Annotated in this window: 17 protein-coding genes and 1 riboswitch; of the genes, 7 read left to right on the top strand and 10 right to left on the bottom strand. The window is 63.2% G+C overall.

Annotated elements, in window-relative coordinates; all coding sequences use genetic code 11:
- Window positions 1-30: 30 nt before the first annotated feature.
- Window positions 31-1,008, top strand: a complete 978-nt coding sequence (locus AB0O81_RS09690) for a zinc-binding dehydrogenase (protein ID WP_363583667.1) — start codon at window positions 31-33, stop codon at window positions 1,006-1,008.
- A 63-nt stretch (window positions 1,009-1,071) separates the two neighbouring features.
- On the opposite strand, the gene AB0O81_RS09685 is transcribed toward AB0O81_RS09690, so the two are convergent.
- Window positions 1,072-2,082 carry an aldo/keto reductase family protein gene (locus AB0O81_RS09685; RefSeq protein ID WP_363583665.1) on the bottom strand — a complete coding sequence of 337 codons (1,011 nt, stop codon included), beginning with the start codon at window positions 2,080-2,082 and terminating at the stop codon, window positions 1,072-1,074.
- Between the two features lie 90 nt (window positions 2,083-2,172).
- Here AB0O81_RS09685 and AB0O81_RS09680 point away from each other — a divergent pair, with 90 nt between their 5' ends.
- Window positions 2,173-3,807: an L-lactate permease gene (locus AB0O81_RS09680; protein WP_363583663.1), complete on the top strand. Its 1,635-nt coding sequence runs from the start codon at window positions 2,173-2,175 to the stop codon at window positions 3,805-3,807.
- A 2-nt stretch (window positions 3,808-3,809) separates the two neighbouring features.
- Here the strand turns inward: AB0O81_RS09680 and rlmN are convergent, their stop codons facing one another.
- Entirely contained in the window at window positions 3,810-5,072 is a 1,263-nt protein-coding gene (gene rlmN / locus AB0O81_RS09675; protein ID WP_363583661.1) for a 23S rRNA (adenine(2503)-C(2))-methyltransferase RlmN, read from the bottom strand.
- Window positions 5,073-5,186: 114 nt separating this feature from the next.
- On the opposite strand from rlmN, the gene AB0O81_RS09670 reads away from it, so the two are divergent.
- Both AB0O81_RS09670 and AB0O81_RS09665 read left to right on the top strand, forming a co-directional pair.
- Window positions 5,187-6,032 (top strand): hypothetical protein, encoded by an 846-nt coding sequence (locus AB0O81_RS09670; protein ID WP_363583659.1) that lies wholly within the window; start codon window positions 5,187-5,189, stop codon window positions 6,030-6,032.
- 16 nt (window positions 6,033-6,048) lie between these two features.
- On the top strand, window positions 6,049-6,681 hold the full coding sequence (locus AB0O81_RS09665) for a LysE family translocator (protein WP_363583657.1): 633 nt from the start codon (window positions 6,049-6,051) through the stop codon (window positions 6,679-6,681).
- An 11-nt stretch (window positions 6,682-6,692) separates the two neighbouring features.
- Here AB0O81_RS09665 and AB0O81_RS09660 read toward each other — a convergent pair whose 3' ends face one another.
- From AB0O81_RS09660 to AB0O81_RS09635, 6 genes are all read right to left on the bottom strand, one after another.
- Window positions 6,693-7,538 (bottom strand): NAD(P)-dependent oxidoreductase, encoded by an 846-nt coding sequence (locus AB0O81_RS09660; protein ID WP_363583655.1) that lies wholly within the window; start codon window positions 7,536-7,538, stop codon window positions 6,693-6,695.
- Entirely contained in the window at window positions 7,538-8,335 is a 798-nt protein-coding gene (locus AB0O81_RS09655) for an enoyl-CoA hydratase-related protein (protein WP_363583653.1), read from the bottom strand. The genes AB0O81_RS09660 and AB0O81_RS09655 overlap by 1 nt, the downstream gene beginning before the upstream one ends.
- A 7-nt stretch (window positions 8,336-8,342) precedes the next feature.
- On the bottom strand, window positions 8,343-9,104 hold the full coding sequence (locus AB0O81_RS09650) for an SDR family NAD(P)-dependent oxidoreductase (protein WP_363583651.1): 762 nt from the start codon (window positions 9,102-9,104) through the stop codon (window positions 8,343-8,345).
- A 204-nt stretch (window positions 9,105-9,308) separates the two neighbouring features.
- Window positions 9,309-10,022, bottom strand: coding sequence for an energy-coupling factor transporter transmembrane component T (locus tag AB0O81_RS09645; protein ID WP_363583945.1), 714 nt, complete (start codon window positions 10,020-10,022; stop codon window positions 9,309-9,311).
- Between the two features lie 71 nt (window positions 10,023-10,093).
- A complete protein-coding gene (locus AB0O81_RS09640) occupies window positions 10,094-11,560 on the bottom strand; it encodes an ABC transporter ATP-binding protein (protein WP_363583649.1) in 1,467 nt (488 codons plus the stop codon).
- Between the two features lie 4 nt (window positions 11,561-11,564).
- Window positions 11,565-12,221 carry an ECF transporter S component gene (locus AB0O81_RS09635; RefSeq protein ID WP_363583647.1) on the bottom strand — a complete coding sequence of 219 codons (657 nt, stop codon included), beginning with the start codon at window positions 12,219-12,221 and terminating at the stop codon, window positions 11,565-11,567.
- Window positions 12,215-12,324, bottom strand: a riboswitch (TPP riboswitch). It overlaps the preceding gene by 7 nt.
- 38 nt (window positions 12,325-12,362) lie before the next feature.
- On the opposite strand from AB0O81_RS09635, the gene AB0O81_RS09630 reads away from it, so the two are divergent.
- Entirely contained in the window at window positions 12,363-13,922 is a 1,560-nt protein-coding gene (locus tag AB0O81_RS09630) for a D-alanyl-D-alanine carboxypeptidase (protein WP_363583645.1), read from the top strand.
- Between the two features lie 5 nt (window positions 13,923-13,927).
- Here AB0O81_RS09630 and AB0O81_RS09625 read toward each other — a convergent pair whose 3' ends face one another.
- Window positions 13,928-14,857 (bottom strand): DnaJ domain-containing protein, encoded by a 930-nt coding sequence (locus AB0O81_RS09625; protein WP_363583643.1) that lies wholly within the window; start codon window positions 14,855-14,857, stop codon window positions 13,928-13,930.
- A gap of 1 nt (window position 14,858) precedes the next feature.
- Window positions 14,859-15,920: an enoyl-CoA hydratase/isomerase family protein gene (locus AB0O81_RS09620; protein ID WP_363583641.1), complete on the bottom strand. Its 1,062-nt coding sequence runs from the start codon at window positions 15,918-15,920 to the stop codon at window positions 14,859-14,861.
- 160 nt (window positions 15,921-16,080) lie between these two features.
- Here AB0O81_RS09620 and AB0O81_RS09615 point away from each other — a divergent pair, with 160 nt between their 5' ends.
- Both AB0O81_RS09615 and AB0O81_RS09610 read left to right on the top strand, forming a co-directional pair.
- Entirely contained in the window at window positions 16,081-17,319 is a 1,239-nt protein-coding gene (locus AB0O81_RS09615) for an ABC transporter ATP-binding protein (protein WP_363583639.1), read from the top strand.
- The gene (locus AB0O81_RS09610; protein WP_363583637.1) at window positions 17,316-18,134 is read left to right on the top strand and encodes an ABC transporter permease; all 819 of its coding nucleotides are present in this window, start codon (window positions 17,316-17,318) and stop codon (window positions 18,132-18,134) included. The genes AB0O81_RS09615 and AB0O81_RS09610 overlap by 4 nt, the downstream gene beginning before the upstream one ends.
- The last annotated feature ends 1 nt before the right edge of the window (window position 18,135 follow it).

Here is an 18,135-nt window from a genome sequence, read left to right as displayed (position 1 = left end):
GTAGCGGAAGAACGAATTAGGGAGCTCCAGATGCGTGCAATCGTCCAGCAGAAGTTCGGCAACCCGGCAGACGTCCTCGCTGTCGAGGAGGTGCCGCAGATCGAACCCGGATCGGGCGAAGTGCGACTGCGGATAGTGCTGTCGCCTATTCATAACCATGATTTGTGGACAGTGCGCGGCGAGTACGGTTTCGTTCCCGAGCTGCCGGCACGCGCCGGTACCGAAGCAGTCGGAATCATCGATGCCATCGGTGCCGATGTGCACAGCCTCGAAGTCGGGCAGCGCGTAGCGGTCGCGGGCACGTTCGGAGTATGGGCGGAGTTTGTAATCGCACGCGCGAGTGGTCTGATTCCGGTGCCCGATGGCGTGCCCGACGAAATGGCCGCGCAGTTGGTGGCGATGCCATTTAGCGCAATCAGCCTGATCGACAGCCTCAACCTCAACGAAGGCGATTGGCTGGTTCAGAACGCGGCGAATGGCGCGGTCGGGCGCCTTGTCGCGCAGCTCGCCTCAGCTCGCGGCATCAATGTACTCGGCCTCGTTCGTCGAGAAGCAGGAATCGCAGAGCTCGCCGCGCAGGGAATCAATCGCATCGTGGCGACAGACAATGACGACTGGGCTGATCAGGCACGCGAAGTGACCGGCGGCGCGCCAATCATCGCGGCGGTCGATTCCGTAGGCGGCTCGGCCAGCGGCAAGATGCTCGCGTTGCTCGGCGATGGCGGCACGCTTGTTGTCTTCGGTGCGATGGAATCGTCACTGATGAAACTGCCTTCAGGGCCCATTATTTTTCGCGATCTCACCGTGCGTGGCTTCTGGGGCTCGACGGTTATCACGAAGCTGTCGGCCGAAAAGCGCCAGGCGCTGTTCGGCGAGCTCAACGAGCGCATCGCGTCGGGGGTGCTGACGTTGCCGGTCGAGGCCATCTATTCTCTCGACGACATCGCGAAAGCTGTCACTGCAAATGGCGACGCGGGCCGCGCGGGCAAGGTGTTGCTGCGCCCTTGACGAGCATCTGTAGCAGGTGGTCGCTTCGAATGCACCAATGATGCTCTCGAAGCGACCACTCGCTCAGACGCGGGTCTTCGGCGAAACTGAGTAGGTCTCTTCGGGGTCGGTGACTGCGACAGGCGCAAGCGCTGCATCCATCGCCTCAAGAAGATCGGCGTCCAGGGTGACTCCCGACGCCTTCACCGAGTCTTCGAGTTGCTCCGGGCGCGAGGCACCCACGAGAGCGGCCGCGACGTTCTTGTTCTGCAATACCCAGGCGATGGCGAGCTGCGGCATCGTGAGGCCCGCTTGCTCTGCGAGCGGCTTCAGCTTCTGCACCGCCTCAAGCACATCGTCACCCAAGAAGCGCTTGATGAACTGAGCGCCGCTCTTATCGTCAGTGGCGCGCGATCCCGCGGGGACGGGCTGACCGGGAAGGTACTTGCCGCTGAGCACGCCCTGCGCCATCGGCGACCAGACGATCTGCGACATGCCAAGACCCTCAGAAGTGGGTACAACCTTGTTCTCGATGACGCGCCAGAGCGCCGAGTACTGCGGCTGGTTCGACACCAGTTGGAAATTCATCTGCTTAGCGAGAGCGTGGCCTTCACGAAGCTGCTCAGCGGTCCACTCCGACACGCCAATGTAGAGCGCCTTGCCCTGACGCACGATATCGGCGAACGCCTGCATCGTCTCTTCGATCGGCGTCTCGTAGTCGTAGCGGTGCGCCTGATAAAGGTCGACGTAGTCCAGCCCGAGGCGATCGAGTGAGCCGTTGATGCTCTCAAAGATGTGCTTGCGTGACAAACCGGTGTCGTTCGCGCCCTTTGGACCGGTCGGCCAATAGACCTTCGTGAAGATCTCAAGCGACTCTCGGCGCTGCCCCTTGAGCGCTTCACCAAGAATCGACTCGGCCGCAGTGTTCGCATAAGCGTCAGCCGTGTCAAAGCTCGTGATGCCGAGATCGAGCGCCTTGTGTACCGTGGCGATCGCAGCGTCGTTCTCAACCTGTGATGCGTGCGTCACCCAGTTGCCATAGGTGATCTCTGTGACTTTGAAGCCGCTGTTGCCGAGATAGCGATAGTTGACCATTGCTCCAGCGTATCCGGCACGTGCGTCGCAATCACTCCCCCGCGGCCACTAGCCTGATCGTGCGCGCAGGCAAACAGACGGGGAGACGTTATGTGGAGCCAGACCATTGATCCGGTAGGCCAACTGTGGCTATCGGCTTTGATCGCTGTCATTCCGATCATGGTTTTCTTGCTGTGCCTCGTCGTGCTGAAGATGAAGGGTATTACTGCTGCCCTCATTGCCGTTGGGCTAGAGATCATCGTGGCGATCTGGCCATTCGGCATGCCTATCCCCTCGATTGCGGGGGCGGGATTGCTCGGCGTTCTGACGGCAATCTGGCCTATCGCGTACATCATCGTGATGGCGGTCTGGCTCTACAAGCTCACCGTCGCCAGCGGGCGCTTCGACATCATTCGCACGAGCATCTCGGGGGTTTCACCCGATCAACGCGTGCAAGTGCTGCTGATCAGCTTCGGCTTTGGGGCGTTCCTTGAGGGTGCCGCCGGGTTCGGAGTGCCGATCGCTATCTGTGCTGCTCTGCTCGTGCAACTTGGCTTCAAGCCCGTCAAGGCCGCCATGCTGTCGCTCGTTGCCAACGTCGCCGCAGGCGCGTACGGCGCTATCGGCATTCCCGTGATCGTCGGCGCTCAGGTGGGCGATGTTGAGCTGATGGCGCTGTCGGCACAGATGGTGCTCGTGCTGCAGCTGGTTGCCCTGGCGACGCCGTTCTTGCTGGTGATGATTCTCGACGGTTGGCGCGGTGTGCGCGAAACCTGGCCAATCACTCTTGCCGTGAGTGTCGGGTACAGCGCCGTGCAGGCAGGCATTCTATTGACACTCGGCCCTGAGCTTGCTGACATCTTGCCTGGCTTGGTCGCCATGGTCATCGTCTTTATGGTGTGCCGCTCGTGGAAGCCCCGCAACATCTACCGCGAGGGCGGCGGTGAGATCCCGACACCGGTAAAGCAAGACTTCGGCGATGTCGTCGTCGCGTGGAGCCCGTTCTACATTCTCACCGCGGTCATCTTTGTGTGGAGCATCCCGTGGTTCAAGTCGCTGTTTGCGGCCGATGGTCCGCTCGCCTGGCTGGTGTTTTCAGTGCCGATCCCCGGTGTCACCGGCGTCATCATTCCCGCCGGCTCTGATGAAGCGACCACGGCTGCGTGGGCGTTCACCCCCGTCAATGCGACGGGAACGGCGATCTTGATTGCCATCTTGATCACCTTCTTCACCACGCCGCAGTTGAGCGTGAACGATCTTGGTCAGCAGTTCATCGGCACGATCCGTGAACTGCGGAAGCCAATCGTACTGATCGCTCTGATTCTCGTGGTCGCCAATATTGCCAACTACTCGGGTGGTTCCGCCAGCATCGGCAATGCCCTCGCCGGAGTCGGCCTCATCTTCCCGCTCTTCGCGCCGATCATCGGCTGGTTCGGTGTGTTCATCACCGGCTCGGTGGTCAACAACAACACGCTCTTCGCCCACCTGCAGGCTGTCACAGCCCAGCAGATCGGGGTCGATCCCACCCTGCTCGTCGCGGCAAACACCGCGGGTGGCACGGCTGCGAAGCTGGTCTCGCCTCAGTCGATTGCTATCGCCGCCGGCGCGGTGGGGCTCATCGGTCGCGAGGGTGAGATTCTGCGCTCGACCATCAAGTACAGCCTCGGCATCTTGGCCTTCATCTGCGTGTGGGTCATGCTGTTGTCGCTCGTGCTGCCCGCCGGGGCCAGCGTAGCGATCGGCTAGCGCTAGACCGAGATCGGCGTTGCCTCTGCATCGGCCTGGTCGTCTTCGGTGGCTACGAGCTGACCGCATGCGCCATCGATCTCTTTGCCGCGGGTGTCGCGCAGCGTGGTCGGAATACCAGCTTCGTTGAGGCGGCGGACGAACTCGTTCTGCACGGGCACCTCAGATGCCGTCCAAATTGAGCCAGGGGTCGGGTTCAACGGGATGGGGTTCACGTGGACCCATCCGCGCCCTCGGTCATTGAGCTTCTTCGCCAGCAGGTCGGCGCGCCAGGCGTGATCGTTCATGTCCTTGATGAGCGCGTACTCGATCGACACACGCCGGCCGGTCTTGTCGAAGTAAGCGCGAGCTGCGTCGAGCGCCTCATCCACTTTCCACTTCGAGTTGACCGGGATGAGTTCGTCGCGCAACGTGTCGTCAGGCGCGTGAAGGGAAAGTGCGAACGTCACCGGAATCTCTTCAGCGGCCAGCTTGTTGATGGCGGGCACGAGCCCAACTGTCGAGACTGTGATGCCACGCGCGCTCATCCCGAGGCCGTGCTTCTTGTCAGTCATCACGCGGATCGACTGCATCACGCGCGCATAGTTGGCCAGCGGCTCCCCCATGCCCATGAAGACGATGTTCGAGACTCGGTCAAGGCTGTGGTCGGTGCTCTTCTTGCCACCCAGTCCACCGTCGGCAATAAGGCGGTTGGCGCGCACAATCTGTTCAACGATCTCGGCGGCTGACATGTTGCGTGTGAGGCCGGCCTGTCCTGTCGCACAGAACGGGCAGTTCATGCCGCAACCAGCCTGCGATGACACGCAGAGGGTGATTCGCCCGGGGTAGCGCATAAGCACGGACTCCACGAGGGCACCGTCGTGCAGCTTCCACAAGAATTTGATCGTGTCGCCGCGGTCGGTTTCAAGCCGCTTCACCTCGGTGAGAAGCGGCGGCAACATGCCGTGAACGAGTTCTTCGCGAATGCCTGCAGGAAGGTCGCTCATCTTCGACGCATCGGAGGTGTAGTGCGTGAAGTAGTGCTTCTCGAGCTGTCCGGAGCGAAAGCCGGGAAGACCGAGCTCTTTGACTTTGGCGACCCGCTCTTCGGGTGAGAGGTCGGCCAGGTGCACAGGCGGTTTGCCTCGCTTGGGTGAGGCGAACTGCAGAAGCGGCTTGCCGTCAGCATCCTTCTTCTGAGTCCAGCCCTCGGTCGTGGGACGCACCTGGGGTGTGGAAGCGCCGGTTGAGCGGATGCCGCGATTGGGCGGACGGGTCTCAGTCATATCTTCAGGGTAGGCGACGCGGCTGGCAGGAACTCGTGTAGACCACACGCGTGGCGCGGGAACGCCTCGATTCCTCCCGAGCCTTGGCAGCCGTGGCGGGGTTATCGTGAGGGTGTGGGCGAGGGGGCGAACGTCGAAGGTCTGGATGCTGATGAGCGCGCCGAACTCGACGAGTTGCGCGCTCGCGCGTACGGCCCGGCGGGCGCGGCGCCACTCGATGAGCAGGCCATCGCACGCCTCCGCAGCCTCGACGCGAAGACGCGCCCGCCAGCCGACCCGGTGTCTCAACCTGAAGAACGCGTGGTTGAGGCAGCATCCGATGCGGAGAGAGCGCACACGCCGCGACCACCCACCGCCGCGGTGACCGCGAAGACGGTTGCTGGTCGCGGACGGCGAACTCAGAACCTACGAGGGCTGTGGGTTGCGCTCACCGTCGTTGCGGCGGTACTGCTGGTCGGGCTGTGGCTCGACCGCGCTGAACCTGACGAGCCGACAACCACCCCAGCGAGCGCAACGCCGCGCAACACGCCGCACGTCACGGCCGCCCAGCTGCGGGTCATGGCTGACCCGTACAGCGAAACGCTGCTGAAACTTCGACTCGACGGTTCTTTCGGCAACTACATCGACCTTCCTTCGGGGCGCGACACACCAGAGTTTCCGGCCGAAAGTGTATTGCAGTGGTTCTCCCCGCTCGGCGAGTACTACGGGTGGGATCTCTGGATCGCGGGCAGCGGGCCCGACGGCGAGCACTGCATTCTCATTCAGCGGAGTGGTGATGTACGCAGCCGCTGCGTTCCCGTCATCGATCAGCCGCACGGTGAGCTGCGCGTGTCACTCGCGGGCATCGACATCGACGCAGATGAACAACCGCGCGCGATGGCCGACGACCAGCGGGTGCGTTTCTGGTGGCGTGAGAACGGCGTGGTCGAAGTGCTGTTGGGGTCGTTTCTTCCCCCGTAGCCCCTATCGTGGCTAGGTGGTCCCCCTCGATAACCTCTTCGCGTTTATGCTCGCGTCGGTCGTGCTGATCATCATTCCGGGGCCCAGCGTTCTTTTCACCATCGGGCGTGCTCTCGCACTCGGCAGACGGGGTGGCTTGCTGAGCGTTCTTGGCACCCTGCTTGGCCTGCTGCCGATCATCGCGCTCGTGGCTCTGGGCGTGGGCGGCGTAGTGGCTCGATCAGAGGCCCTCTTCACAATCGTGAAGCTGGCGGGCGCTGGCTATTTGATCTTTCTTGGCGTGCAGGCGTTTCGGCACCGCACCAGGGCTGCGTCAGCAACGATCAGCGGCGCGATTCCTCGCTCTGCTTGGCGCCAGCTGGGGGAAGGTTTCGTCGTGGGGATCACTAACCCGAAATCGCTCGCGTTCTTCGTCGCTGTGTTGCCCCAGTTCGTCGACGTCGACGCAGGCTCGGTGCCCTGGCAGATGGCGCAACTCGGCATGGTCTTCTTCGTGATCGCGTTGATCTCGGACGGCGCGTGGGCGCTCACCGCCGCGGCAGCGCGCGAGTGGTTCGGAAAGTCACCGAAGCGTATCGAAACTCTCACCGCTGTCGGCGGCTGCTTGATGGTAGTGCTCGGCGTGATTCTGCTCTTCAGCGCGCACTAGACACACCGCCGCTACAGAAAAATGTCAGGGTGAAGCTCACTATCGGGCGTTCCTGGCACGGCGGCATAGTTCGCGAAGTCGGTGATGCCCGCAGCCGCCAACACCTCTTCAACGATCAGGCTCTGCCCGGTGTAGGCCGTCGCAGGCTGGGTGAAGACTTCGTACGCAGCATCGGCATAGATTTCCGGCGTGCGACTGGCTTTCATCATCTCGTCGCCACCTAGCGCAAACTGCACCGCTGCGGTCGCGATCGTGGTCGCAGGCCAAAGCGTGTTCGCGGCAATTCCGAACTTCTTGAACTCCTCTGCCATACCGAGGGTCGCCATCGACATGCCGTACTTAGCCATCGTGTAGCCGGTGTGCACGCCAAGCCACTTCGGGTCAAGATTCAACGGAGGCGACAGCGAAAGAATGTGCGGGTTCTCGGCATCTTTCAAGATAGGTGCCGCCGCTCGAGAGAGCATGAAAGTGCCACGCACGTTGACGTCTTGCATGAGGTCGTACTTCTTAGCCTGCAGCTCAAGCGACGGTGAAAGGTCGATAACACTGGCGTTGTTGAGCACGATGTCGATCCCGCCGAACTCACCCTGCGCCTTCAGCACCGCTTCGGTGACGTCGTCGTCGTTTCGCACATCGCCCACGAGAGCAAGCGCGTTGCCTCCGGCGACGCGAATCGCGTCAGCCGCAGAATGCACTGTGCCTTCTAGCTTCGGATGCGGGGTGTCCGTCTTGGCGAGTAGCGCGATGTTCGCCCCGTCGCGTGCGGCACGAAGTGCAATGGCGAGGCCGATGCCACGACTGCCGCCCGACATCAGAATGGTCTTGCCCGCAAGGGGCTTTGCCGCAGCATCCTTCATCAAGAGCTTGCCTTCGTTGTTCCTTGCGCACTCTTGGCTGTGGCCGCGACGAAACCAGCGACACGTACCTTCGATTCCTGGGTGTCGAAGCTCGCGCCGATCGACGCTGCTTCGTCATCGAGGTTCGCACGGAATGTGCGTTCGCTGCTGGTGCGCACCAGACGCTTGGCTTGGCCGAAAGCTGCGGTGGCATTGTCGAGCCAGAACTGCGCAACCGCCTCAGCGCGTGCCGCGATCTCGCTGTGGGGCAGCACCTCGGCAACGAGTCCCCACTCGAGTGCCTCTGGCGCACTCAGCGCACGGTCTTGCAACACCAGTTGCAACGCACGGCGCTGCCCGACAGCCTGGGTGAGCAGCGTCGAGACACCGAGGTCGGGCGAAAGGCCGATGTTGGCGTACTTGCACACAAACTTCGACGAATCTGCGGCGACAATGTAGTCGGCGGTGAGCATCAGACCGAGACCGCCACCAGCGACAGCGCCCTGGACGGCGGCAACGATGGGTTTGTCGGATTCCACGAACGTGCGGATGCCCTCATGAATCGTGTGCGCCATCCTGGTGACGTCGGCGCCAGTCGCTCCTGAGGTGCCCATCTCAAACACATCACCGCCGGCGCAGAACGCCGGACCCGCTGCGTCGAGGATCACGGCGCCGACCGATGAGTCAGTCGTGATCTCGTGTGCGACTTCGCGCCATCGAGTTCCCATCTCGAAGCCCATCGCGTTCAGATACGCAGGACGGTTGAACGTCACGCGGGCAAGCCCGTCTGCGACGTGGACGATAATCGAATCGCTCATGAGTTCCCTACTTCGGTGCCATGCGAATTGCGCCGTCGAGACGGATCGTTTCGCCGTTGAGATAGTCGTTTTCGATGATGGATGCTGCCAAGCGTGCGTATTCGTCAGGTCGGCCGAGCCGCTGCGGGTACGGAACCTGCTGGCCGAGCGAGTCTTGAGCGGCCTGCGGCAAGCCCATCAGCATCGGGGTCTCCATGATGCCGGGGGCGATCGTGTTCACACGGATGCCATAGCGAGCAAGCTCGCGCGCGATCGGCAGGGTCATCGCGTGCACACCGCCCTTGCTCGCTGAGTAGGCGGGCTGGCCGATCTGCCCGTCGAACGCGGCAACGCTCGCGGTGTTGATAATCACACCGCGGTCGCCGCTAGCGGTCGGCTCGGTGCGAGCCATGACAGCGGAGGCCTGCGAGATGACGTTGAATGTGCCCACCAGGTTGATGCGAATGATGCGCTCGAAGTCCGCCAACGACGCAGGGTTTCCCTCGCGATCGAGCACCTTCGCTGGCGGCGCGATACCCGCGCAGTTCACGACGATGCGCAACGGCGCGTGTGACGAGGCGGTGGCTACCGCTGCGGCGACCTGCTCAGTGTCGGTCACATCTGCAGCGACGAATGCACCGCCGATCTGAGCTGCCGCTTCATCACCCGCAGACGAGGCGAGGTCAACGATTGTGACAGCAACGCCCGCGGCGGCGAGCCGCGTGGCGGTGGCAAAGCCAAGCCCGCTCGCGCCGCCGGTGATCAGGGCGGAAGCACCCGAAAGCTCCATACGTTCTCCTTCGAACCACGCGGCCTACCGGGCAAGCCGCGACTGCATCCCACCATACGCGGCACTGCGTGTCACAGCGAGCCCGTGGTGTCATTCTTCGCACCCAGATTCGGAATCGGGAACCCGGCGCCTTGTAGACGAGCTGCTGCCGCTAGCCTCGCCTCTCGAGTTGCGGGCGTCGGGCGCGTCGAGGGGTCCCGCCGCCTACTCCGGACCGAGGATGAAATTCCACGCCCCGGTCAACACCGCCGCTGTCACCGCGATGACGGCAATCGCCAAACCCGCGAACATCAGCGCCCACTCACGCGCACCGAACGTTGATGTGCGCGCCCAGGTTCGGGGTATATCCGAGCCGAATCCGCGCGCCTCCATCGCCGTAGCGAGTTTGGCGCCACGGCGAATGGACAGCACCAGCAGCGCGAAAGCCATCCCAAAGAAGCGCCGAAGCCGCCCGCGATCAGCCACGCCGCGCGCCCGACGCGCAAGTTCGAGCGAACGCCAATCGTCGATAAACAGGCCTACCATGCGCAGCCCAGCGAGGGCACCCAATACGAACCTGGCCGGAAGCTTGAGGATCTGTGCGAGGCCGTCAGCAAGATCGGTCGGATCCACACTCGCGAACAGCACGACCGAGGGCAACGCGATGGCAAGCACGCGAAGGGTTGTTGCCAATGCCAGATAGAGCGAACCGTCGCTCACAGTGATCGCGAACCAGTCGAAGTACACCGCACCTGCGGTCCGGCCGTACAACGCAATCGTGAGTCCTGTAAGAGGTGCGAGCACCCACAGCAACCAGGTGCGCGCCCAGAACTCGCGCCAGCTGAGCCCTGCGAACGGCGCAAGCATCAGCTCAAGAACCAGTGCGACTGTGGCCGAGACGACATCGAGGGTCATCACGAGTGGCACAGTGATGAGCATTGCGGCGCCAAGCTTTGCCACGGGGTTTATGCGAGCCGCGGCACTCGTGCGGGCGCGGGCGTCGAGCAGGGTCACAGCGTCTGCACCGCCGATGCCATCTCGAATCGTGTGGCGGCCAGCGCGGCGACCACGTCCGCATCATGGGTGATCGTGACGATCGCCGAGCCTTCATCGCGCAATCGCGCAAGCAGAGCGATGAGCTCAGCCCACGTTCTCGCGTCCTGGCCGAAAGTGGGTTCGTCCAACACCAGAACGCGCGGGCGCGTCACCAGGGCTGCACCAACCGTAAGGCGACGCTTCTCGCCACCCGAGAGCGTGTACGGATTAGCGCGCGCAAGCCGTTCGAGACGCAACCGGGCCATTACCTCATCGACGCGCACGGCGATCTCACCCTCTGGCAGGCCTAGCGCGCGGGGGCCGACCTCAAGTTCTGCGTGCACAGTCTTTTCAAGAAGCTGGTGCTCGGGATGCTGAAACACCGTGCCGATACGAGTCAACAGCTGTTTCGACGACCATTTGATCGGAGATGGCGCAGCATCGCGTCGGAGTGTCGATCCCGCTGTGAGACGACCAGCGCTGGGAGCCAGCAACCCCGCGAGCGTGAGTCCCACGGTCGACTTTCCCACGCCGTTGGGCCCGGTGATCGCCACGGCCTCACCCTCGCGGATGTCAAGCGAGATGCCAGACGCGACCGTGCGTCCCTTCACTCGCGCGACGGTCATATCGTCAGCCGAGAGCAGAGCGGGGCCAGGCGCATACGCGGGCGGCGGTGGAAAAGCCGGAGGGATGCCCGGAACCCACACACCGCTCTCGGCGAGTTCTTGCCCACGGGCACTGAGTACCTCGCCCGGGGTTCCATCGGCGACAACTCCCGCTTCGCCCAGCACAATCACACGGGTCACAAGCGGCAGCCACACGTCGAGGCGATGCTCCACCACAACGAGCGTGCTATCGGAGCTGGCAAGCATGGATGCCACGGAACGTTGCACCTCGGCAACGCCGGCGGGATCGAGATTCGCCGTGGGCTCATCCAAAAGCACGAGCCCCGGACGCATCGCGAGAACCCCCGCGAGTGCCAATCGCTGCTTCTGTCCGCCAGACAGAGCCGCAGTTGAGCGATCAAGCGAGACATCCAAGCCCACCTGATCGAGAGAGCTCTCGACGCGCTGCCAAATCTCGTCACGCGGCACACCGAGGTTCTCACATCCGAACGCGACGTCATCACCCACTCGCGCCAAAATCACCTGCGAGTCGGGGTCTTGCAATACGAGGCCTGCTCGACCGCGAGCGGCAGCAGCGGGCACGCCGTCGACCAGCAGCTCCCCTTCGGCCTCTCCCTCGTCGTCGCCACCAAGAACCCCAGCGAGCGCGTGCATGAGTGTGGATTTTCCAGCACCCGACGCTCCGAGCAGCAGCACGCGCTCACCAGGTTCGATACGAAACGAGACATCACGCAGTGCCCACGCGGCGCGACTGGCGTGACGCCATCCCCAGCCGCGTGCACTCACCGCGGCGGGTCGAATCTCCGACCCGTTCATGCGGTTAGACGCGTTCGCGGGTTTCGCGGCCCGAAGCGAAACGGTCGAGCGCACCCGTGGCGGCGAGTCCGCGAGCCAATACCCACGACAGCGCTCCAGCGATCACTGCACCCGAGATGAGTGTGCTGATCAGGTACACCACGACGAACTGCAGGTCGGCACCGGCGTACCAAAGCAACACATTGTTAATGCCACCCGCCAGAGCCGCTCCCATTCCTGCGAGCACAGCAACTGGCAGCGACCAGCGGCGGTAGAAGAATGCCAAGAAGATCAACTCGGCGCCGAGCCCTTGAACGAGCCCTGCTTCGAGGGTAAGAAACGCACCCCAGGTGTTGCCGACGAGGGTGAGCGCTGACACCGCGGCGGCGAGAAGCTCGGTGTAGAGCGCGGCACCTGGTTTGCGGATGATCAGCGCGCCGAGCACGCCGGCAAATAGCCAGGGGCCGTCCAAGAGCCCCTGCAAGCCCGGCAACAATGGCTCAAGCAGCGCTGACGGGCCCTGGTAGAGCACGTTCCAGGCCAAGAAGATCAAGCCGGATGCGACACCGATCACGCTGGCGACGACGATATCGACGACTCGCCATTTCAAGACCCGCTCGGGCTTGTTCGGTGTTCCGCGAGATGCAGAATTGGATGCTGATGTGGACGTGGACGTAGCCATCTATCTCTCCTCCCTGCGCTGGCATTACCCAGATCAGGTTCGACGGTCGAAGCGCGATTCGCTCCCTCTCAGCCCAGCTCGGTGGACTCCCGTGGTTGTGTCGATGAGTATACGCGTGCAGCGGCGGGGTATCTTGATCGGGTGACTTTGGATGACGCCCCGGCCTCGACTCGGCGTTCCCGTCGTGCCGCCGAGTTCGAGAATCTGTCATTCGACCGCGACGAGGTACTGGCGGCACGCCTAGACGATCCGGCAGCGGGTGACGAGTCAAATGCGATCGACGATTCGCGCGAGGTCTCCGAAGCAGACTCCGGCGACGCGCTCGGCTTGGTGGAATCGACGCCAGTCGCCGAGCCTCCCGTCACGACTCTCGCACTCACATGGGTCGATGAAGCTTCAATCACCGCTGGCCACCCACCCGCCGATCTCACGGGGACCAACTCTGGCTACCTTCCGGTGGGCGCAGACCTATTGGCCGATGCACCTCGCCGCTCGCCGTTGCGTGCAAGCGTGCTCGTGCCGATCCTGGCGGTGTTCCTCGTTGTCGGTGGGTACCTCGCCACCACCTTGCTCTGGCCGCTCTACGCGGTGACGCCGACAATCACCGCGAGTGAGGTTCAGCCCGCTGGGGCGCCCGCCGCCGTGCCGGCGTGGCCGGACAACGGTAGCGCGTCGATCTCGGTCGCGGGAATCCCCGGCGTGCTCGAATCGTCCGGTGGGTTCGAGTCGATCGCCAGCATCACTAAGGTCGTGACTGCTCTGGTGGTCCTCGATGAGATGCCCCTCGCCGTCGGCGAAGAGGGGCCTTCGTTTGATTTCACCTACGCCGACAGCGCTGACTATTGGCAATACCGCTACCGGGGCGAGTCAGCGCTTGATGTGCCCGTGGACGGCAGTCTGACCGAGTATCAATTGCTTGAAGGCATGCTCATCGGCTCAGCGAACAACTACGCCGACATTCTCGCGAGCAGCCTATGGCCGTCTGACGCCGTGTTTGCGAGCGCGGCAAACAGTTGGCTCAACCTCTATGGCCTTGACGACATAACAATCGTCGAACCCACCGGGATCGACGAAGGCAATGTCGCCACCCCTGCGGCGCTCATCGCTCTCGCAGAGAAGGCTCTCTCTGATCCGGTCGTCGCGGAAATCGTCGCCAAGCAGTCGGTCGAACTGCCCGGGGCTGGATTGGTAGAAAACACAAACGACCTTCTTTCAGATCCCGGCGTTCTGGGCATCAAAACTGGAACACTCACCGCGTGGAACCTGCTCTCAGCCAAGACCGTCACGGTCGGCGAAACACTGGTCACGATGTATGCCTCGGTGCTCGGACAGCCCGACAATGATGAGCGACTTGACGTCTCCCGCGCGCTGTACGACCAAACCGAGGCAGAACTGCAGCTGGTCCCATCAGTCACCGCCGGCACCGTGGCTGGGCAGGTTCACACGCTTTGGGGTGAGCCTGTCGACATCGTCACAGACGGCGATGCCTCGGTGATCTTGTGGAATGGAGATTCGGGAACTGTCGAGGCGACCTACGCGCTCGAGGATTCACGCAATCAGGGCGAGCCAGTCGGGATGCTGAGCGTCGATGGTCCTCTGGATTCGACAGCAGTCGAACTCGTGTTGCAGTCTGACATCGAAGAGCCCACAGCCTGGTGGAGAATCACTCACCCACTCGAGCTCTTCGGGCTCACGGACTGATCAGCTCAAGCAAAGCGCACGGTCTGCTGCAGTCGGGTTCGCACGTCGAATACCTCGTTGCCACCCATCGATCGGGCGCCGGTTATTCCGCGGCGCAACACCGCCGAGAGACCTGACTGAGCGACCACGGCCACCGGAAGCCCGCGCACCTTTCCTATTTCGTCGATCACCTGCACCACGTCGTCGTCAGGCAGCACCACGATCGCACCGCTGAACTTCACTCGAGCAGCGCGAGCTGCCGTGCGCATACGTGCCAGCAGGTCACCGATCGGCGCTCCCGCCACCTCGTCGCCGATGATCTCGCCGCGTCGCATTCTGATCGACCCGCCGAAGTCCTCCGACAGCAGTCCGTAGAGGCCGCTGGGCCCGAGAACAATGTGGTCGATCTTGACATCGGGTCGCGCGTCACGCCCTGAGGCGTCGACGTCGTGCCAAACGGTGTACCCCATACCCAGGTCGCCAACGATGCGTGCCGTTGCCTCTTCAGCGAGCGCGTCAGCAAGCAACCGTCTGATGTGGTGCGGTGCCGAACGCACGAGAGCCGGGTCGTAGGGATCAGCGAGATTGACCCCTCTGCCCGCCCACTCGCGGATCAACGTCAGGTATCGCTCGCGGCGCCATCCGCCGGGCTGGCCGAAAGAACGGGCGCGAGGTCTCGTATCGCGCGTTTCGGTCTGCGTTGGGCGCCATCCTGACCACTCCGGTGCGGGCGTCTCGCCAAAACCATGGCCCCGGTCGTAGCTTTGGCGCGCCCCTGCGGTTCCCACGAGCTCCCAGGCGCGTTGCACCTGAATAAACTGTGCCGAATCGCCGCCGGTGTCAGGATGCGTTTGGCGAAGCCTCAGCCGGTAGGCCTTGCGCAGCGTCTCTTCGTCGCAGTCGTGCTGCACCTGCAGGACCTCATAGGCAGAAGCCGAAAGGGGACTATCGAACACGTCAGCTCCACAGCGCCGCGGTCGGGCGATAGTTGAGAGCGGATTCGAGCATGCCGGGGTCAATCTCGTCGAGCGAAGCGGGTTGCCAGCGCGGGGTTCGGTCTTTGTCGATCACCTGCGCGCGGATTCCCTCAACCAAGTCGGGCTGCGTGGAAGCGAACCAGAGCACGAGTCCGTACTCTGCCTCGAGCGCCTGCCGCAGGCTTCCAAGTTCGCGCGCACGCCTCACCGACGCCAGCGTCACAGTGAGCGCAGTCGGCGAAAGCTCTTCCAGAAGGTCAGCCGTTGCGGCCGCATGATCCTCGGTGCGCTCGCGCAGTCGCGCGATAATGTCAGCGACAGTGTCAGCCGAAAATGCCTCGTCAATCCACCCGCGCGCAGCTTCGAGCTTCGAAGGCGCAGCCGTTTCATCAAAGAGCAGCACCAATTCGGCAGGGCTGGCGGGGTCCGCACGGGTTTCGAACGCGTCGTAGAGCGCGTGCAAGTGATCTGCGGGCACCAATTGGTCGGCGAACCCGGCATAGAGGGCGTCAGCAGCATCCATCACCCCGCTCGTCAGCGCCAAGAACTCGCCGATTCGCCCGGGAGCCCTCGACAACAGCCACGTGCCGCCTACGTCGGGCGTGAAGCCGATTCGGGTTTCAGGCATTGCCAACTTCGAGCGCTCGGTGACGATTCGCAAGCGAGCATGACCCGCGATTCCGACACCCCCGCCCATCGTGATTCCATCGGCGAAAGCAATGATCGGCTTCGGGTACTCGGCGATGCGGGCGTTCAACGCGTACTCAGCACGGAAGAACTCGGCTGCATCGTCGATCGCCCCGGAGCTCACCCGCGCAGACAGATCGCGAATATCGCCGCCCGCGCACAGGCCTCGATCACCCGCGCCATCGATCACAATCAGTTCGACGTCGGTGTCGCTCTCCCAGTCGTCGAGCACCTTCGCCAAGGCGCGCACCATGCCGATGTCGACGGCGTTGATCACCTTCGGCCGGTTGAGGGTAAGACGGCCCACGCCGGCTCGAGTCTGGGTGATCACACTGGGTTCAGACGCTTCGCTCACGAGCGACACCCTACCCGCGGGAGCTTGGTCGCTTGCACGAGTACGTTCAGAATCACCTGTCTCTCGCACAGTAAAGACGGGTCGAGCGACATTTTCGCGCACGGATGGCGAACTTTCCGCAAAGATATGGTGAAGCACTCACGACGACGAGAGGGTTCGCATGCCGGATGGACAGGTGCTCGAATTCTCGGGGCTCACTAAGCGCTTCGGCACCATCGCCGCAGTCTCACGGCTGACTGCCCGCGTAGAACCCGGCCAAGTCACCGGATTTCTCGGGCCGAACGGCGCCGGCAAAACCACCAGCTTGCGCATTCTGCTCGGCCTGGTCCGTGCCAGCGAGGGCACCGCCACAATCGGCGGCAGTGTGTACCGATCGCTAGCGAATCCTTTGCAGACGGTCGGCGCGGTGCTTGAGGCCTCAAGTTTTCACCCTGGACGTTCTGGGGCGTATCACCTTCTTGTCTACGCCCGCGCGGCAGGGTTGCCCAAGAAACGGGTCGATGAGATACTTGACCTGGTTGGACTCTCGGATGCTGCCGGGCGCAGCGCGGGCGGTTATTCCCTCGGCATGAGGCAGCGGTTGGGTCTCGCCACCGCCCTGCTGGGAGATCCTGGCGTGCTCGTGTTGGACGAGCCGACCAACGGACTCGACCCTGAGGGGATCAAGTGGATCAGAGGATTCCTGCGACAGCTCGCGCGCGAGGGGCGCACGGTGCTCGTCTCTTCACATCTGCTGGCCGAAGTGCAACAGACCGTCGATGCGCTGGTGATGATTTCGCAAGGGAGGCTCGTCTTTCAGGGCCGACTGGACGACCTCGCCGACCCATCGGAATACACGACAGTCGTCGATTCGCCGGATCGCCCCGCACTCACCGACGCACTCCGCGCGGCGAAGGTGAATTTCGACGTGCTACGCGGCGGCCTGACAGTCTCTGGACTTGACGGCTCCCAGGTCGGCCAGATTGCCGCGAATGCGGGTATCGCGCTGTCGTCGCTGCACCGGCGCGGTCCGGCGCTCGAAGAGGTATTCCTCGAGCTCGCAAATGGCACGCGCACGCACCCAAGCGCTGACGGAATCATCGCCGGGGTGGACGCCGGGGCACCCCGCATCGACACCCAACCCGAACCGGCACGTGACGTGCAAGTCGAGCCGAGCACGCCACTGGCAGACGTAGATACGCACCCAGACCCCGCCATAGAGCATGACCCGCAGCTCGACCCGCACGCGGAGCCAGAGCCAGAAGCGCAACCGCAACCGCAACCGCAACCGCCCGAAGATGATCGCCCGTGGGAAGACTATGTCCGCACCGACGCTGATGAAGAAGCTGATGCCTTCTTCTCCTCGTTCGACGACGCGGGCCAACACTCGCGCCAAGACGATGGTGAGGCAAAACCATGAGTCTGATTGCGGCCACTCGCTCCGAAACCACGAAGCAGTTCTCCACCTCGATGTGGTGGGTCCTCGCGATCGTCTTCGTGCTCTATGTCGGCTCAAGCGCCGGGGCCCTCGGATTCGTCTTTGCGGCGTCTGCGTCGGGCTCGCTGCCGGGTGAAGCGCCGCAGCTACCCGAATCCGATATCGCCCAGGTTCTGTATAGCGCCGCGACCTCGTTGGGGTATGTCTTTCCGCTGCTGATCGGAACGCTGTTGGTCACCGGTGAGTTTCGCCACAAGACACTCACTCCCACTTTTCTCGCGGTCCCGCGCCGAGGCCGCGTGCTCTGGGCGAAGCTGATCGCGAGCGTGCCGCTCGGTGTGCTGTACGGAGCGTTGGGAGTGATCTCGGCCGTGGGCCCGTCGGCCGCGCTCCTTGCCGCATACGGCCTCGACACCGAACTCGATGTGGCCGACACCTGGGCGATGATCGGCCGGATGATGCTGGCCACCCTGTTGTGGGTGTTCGTAGGGATCGGTGTCGGCTCGCTTGTGCGCAACCAGGTGGGTGCAATCGTTGGAGTTCTGGTGTTCACCCAGTTCATTGAGCCGATTGCGCGTACCGCCGCGGCTTTCGTCGAGGGCATGACGGCGTTTACGCAGTATCTGCCGGGTGCGGCCAGTGATGCTCTCGTCGGCGCTAGCGTCTTGACGATGGCGGCCGCTGGCAGTGCGGTGAGCAGCCTGGAATGGTGGGCTGGCGGGCTCGTTCTACTCGGATACGCAACCGCGCTACTCGCGCTTGGCGCGTTGTTCAGCTGGCGTCGTGACGTGAGCTGAC

This window comes from Microbacterium sp. NPDC076911 (assembly GCF_040687125.1).
In the GTDB taxonomy this organism is placed as follows: domain Bacteria; phylum Actinomycetota; class Actinomycetes; order Actinomycetales; family Microbacteriaceae; genus Microbacterium.
The sequence above is the reverse complement of the archived record's forward strand: the minus strand, read 5'-3'. Positions and strand labels throughout refer to the sequence as shown.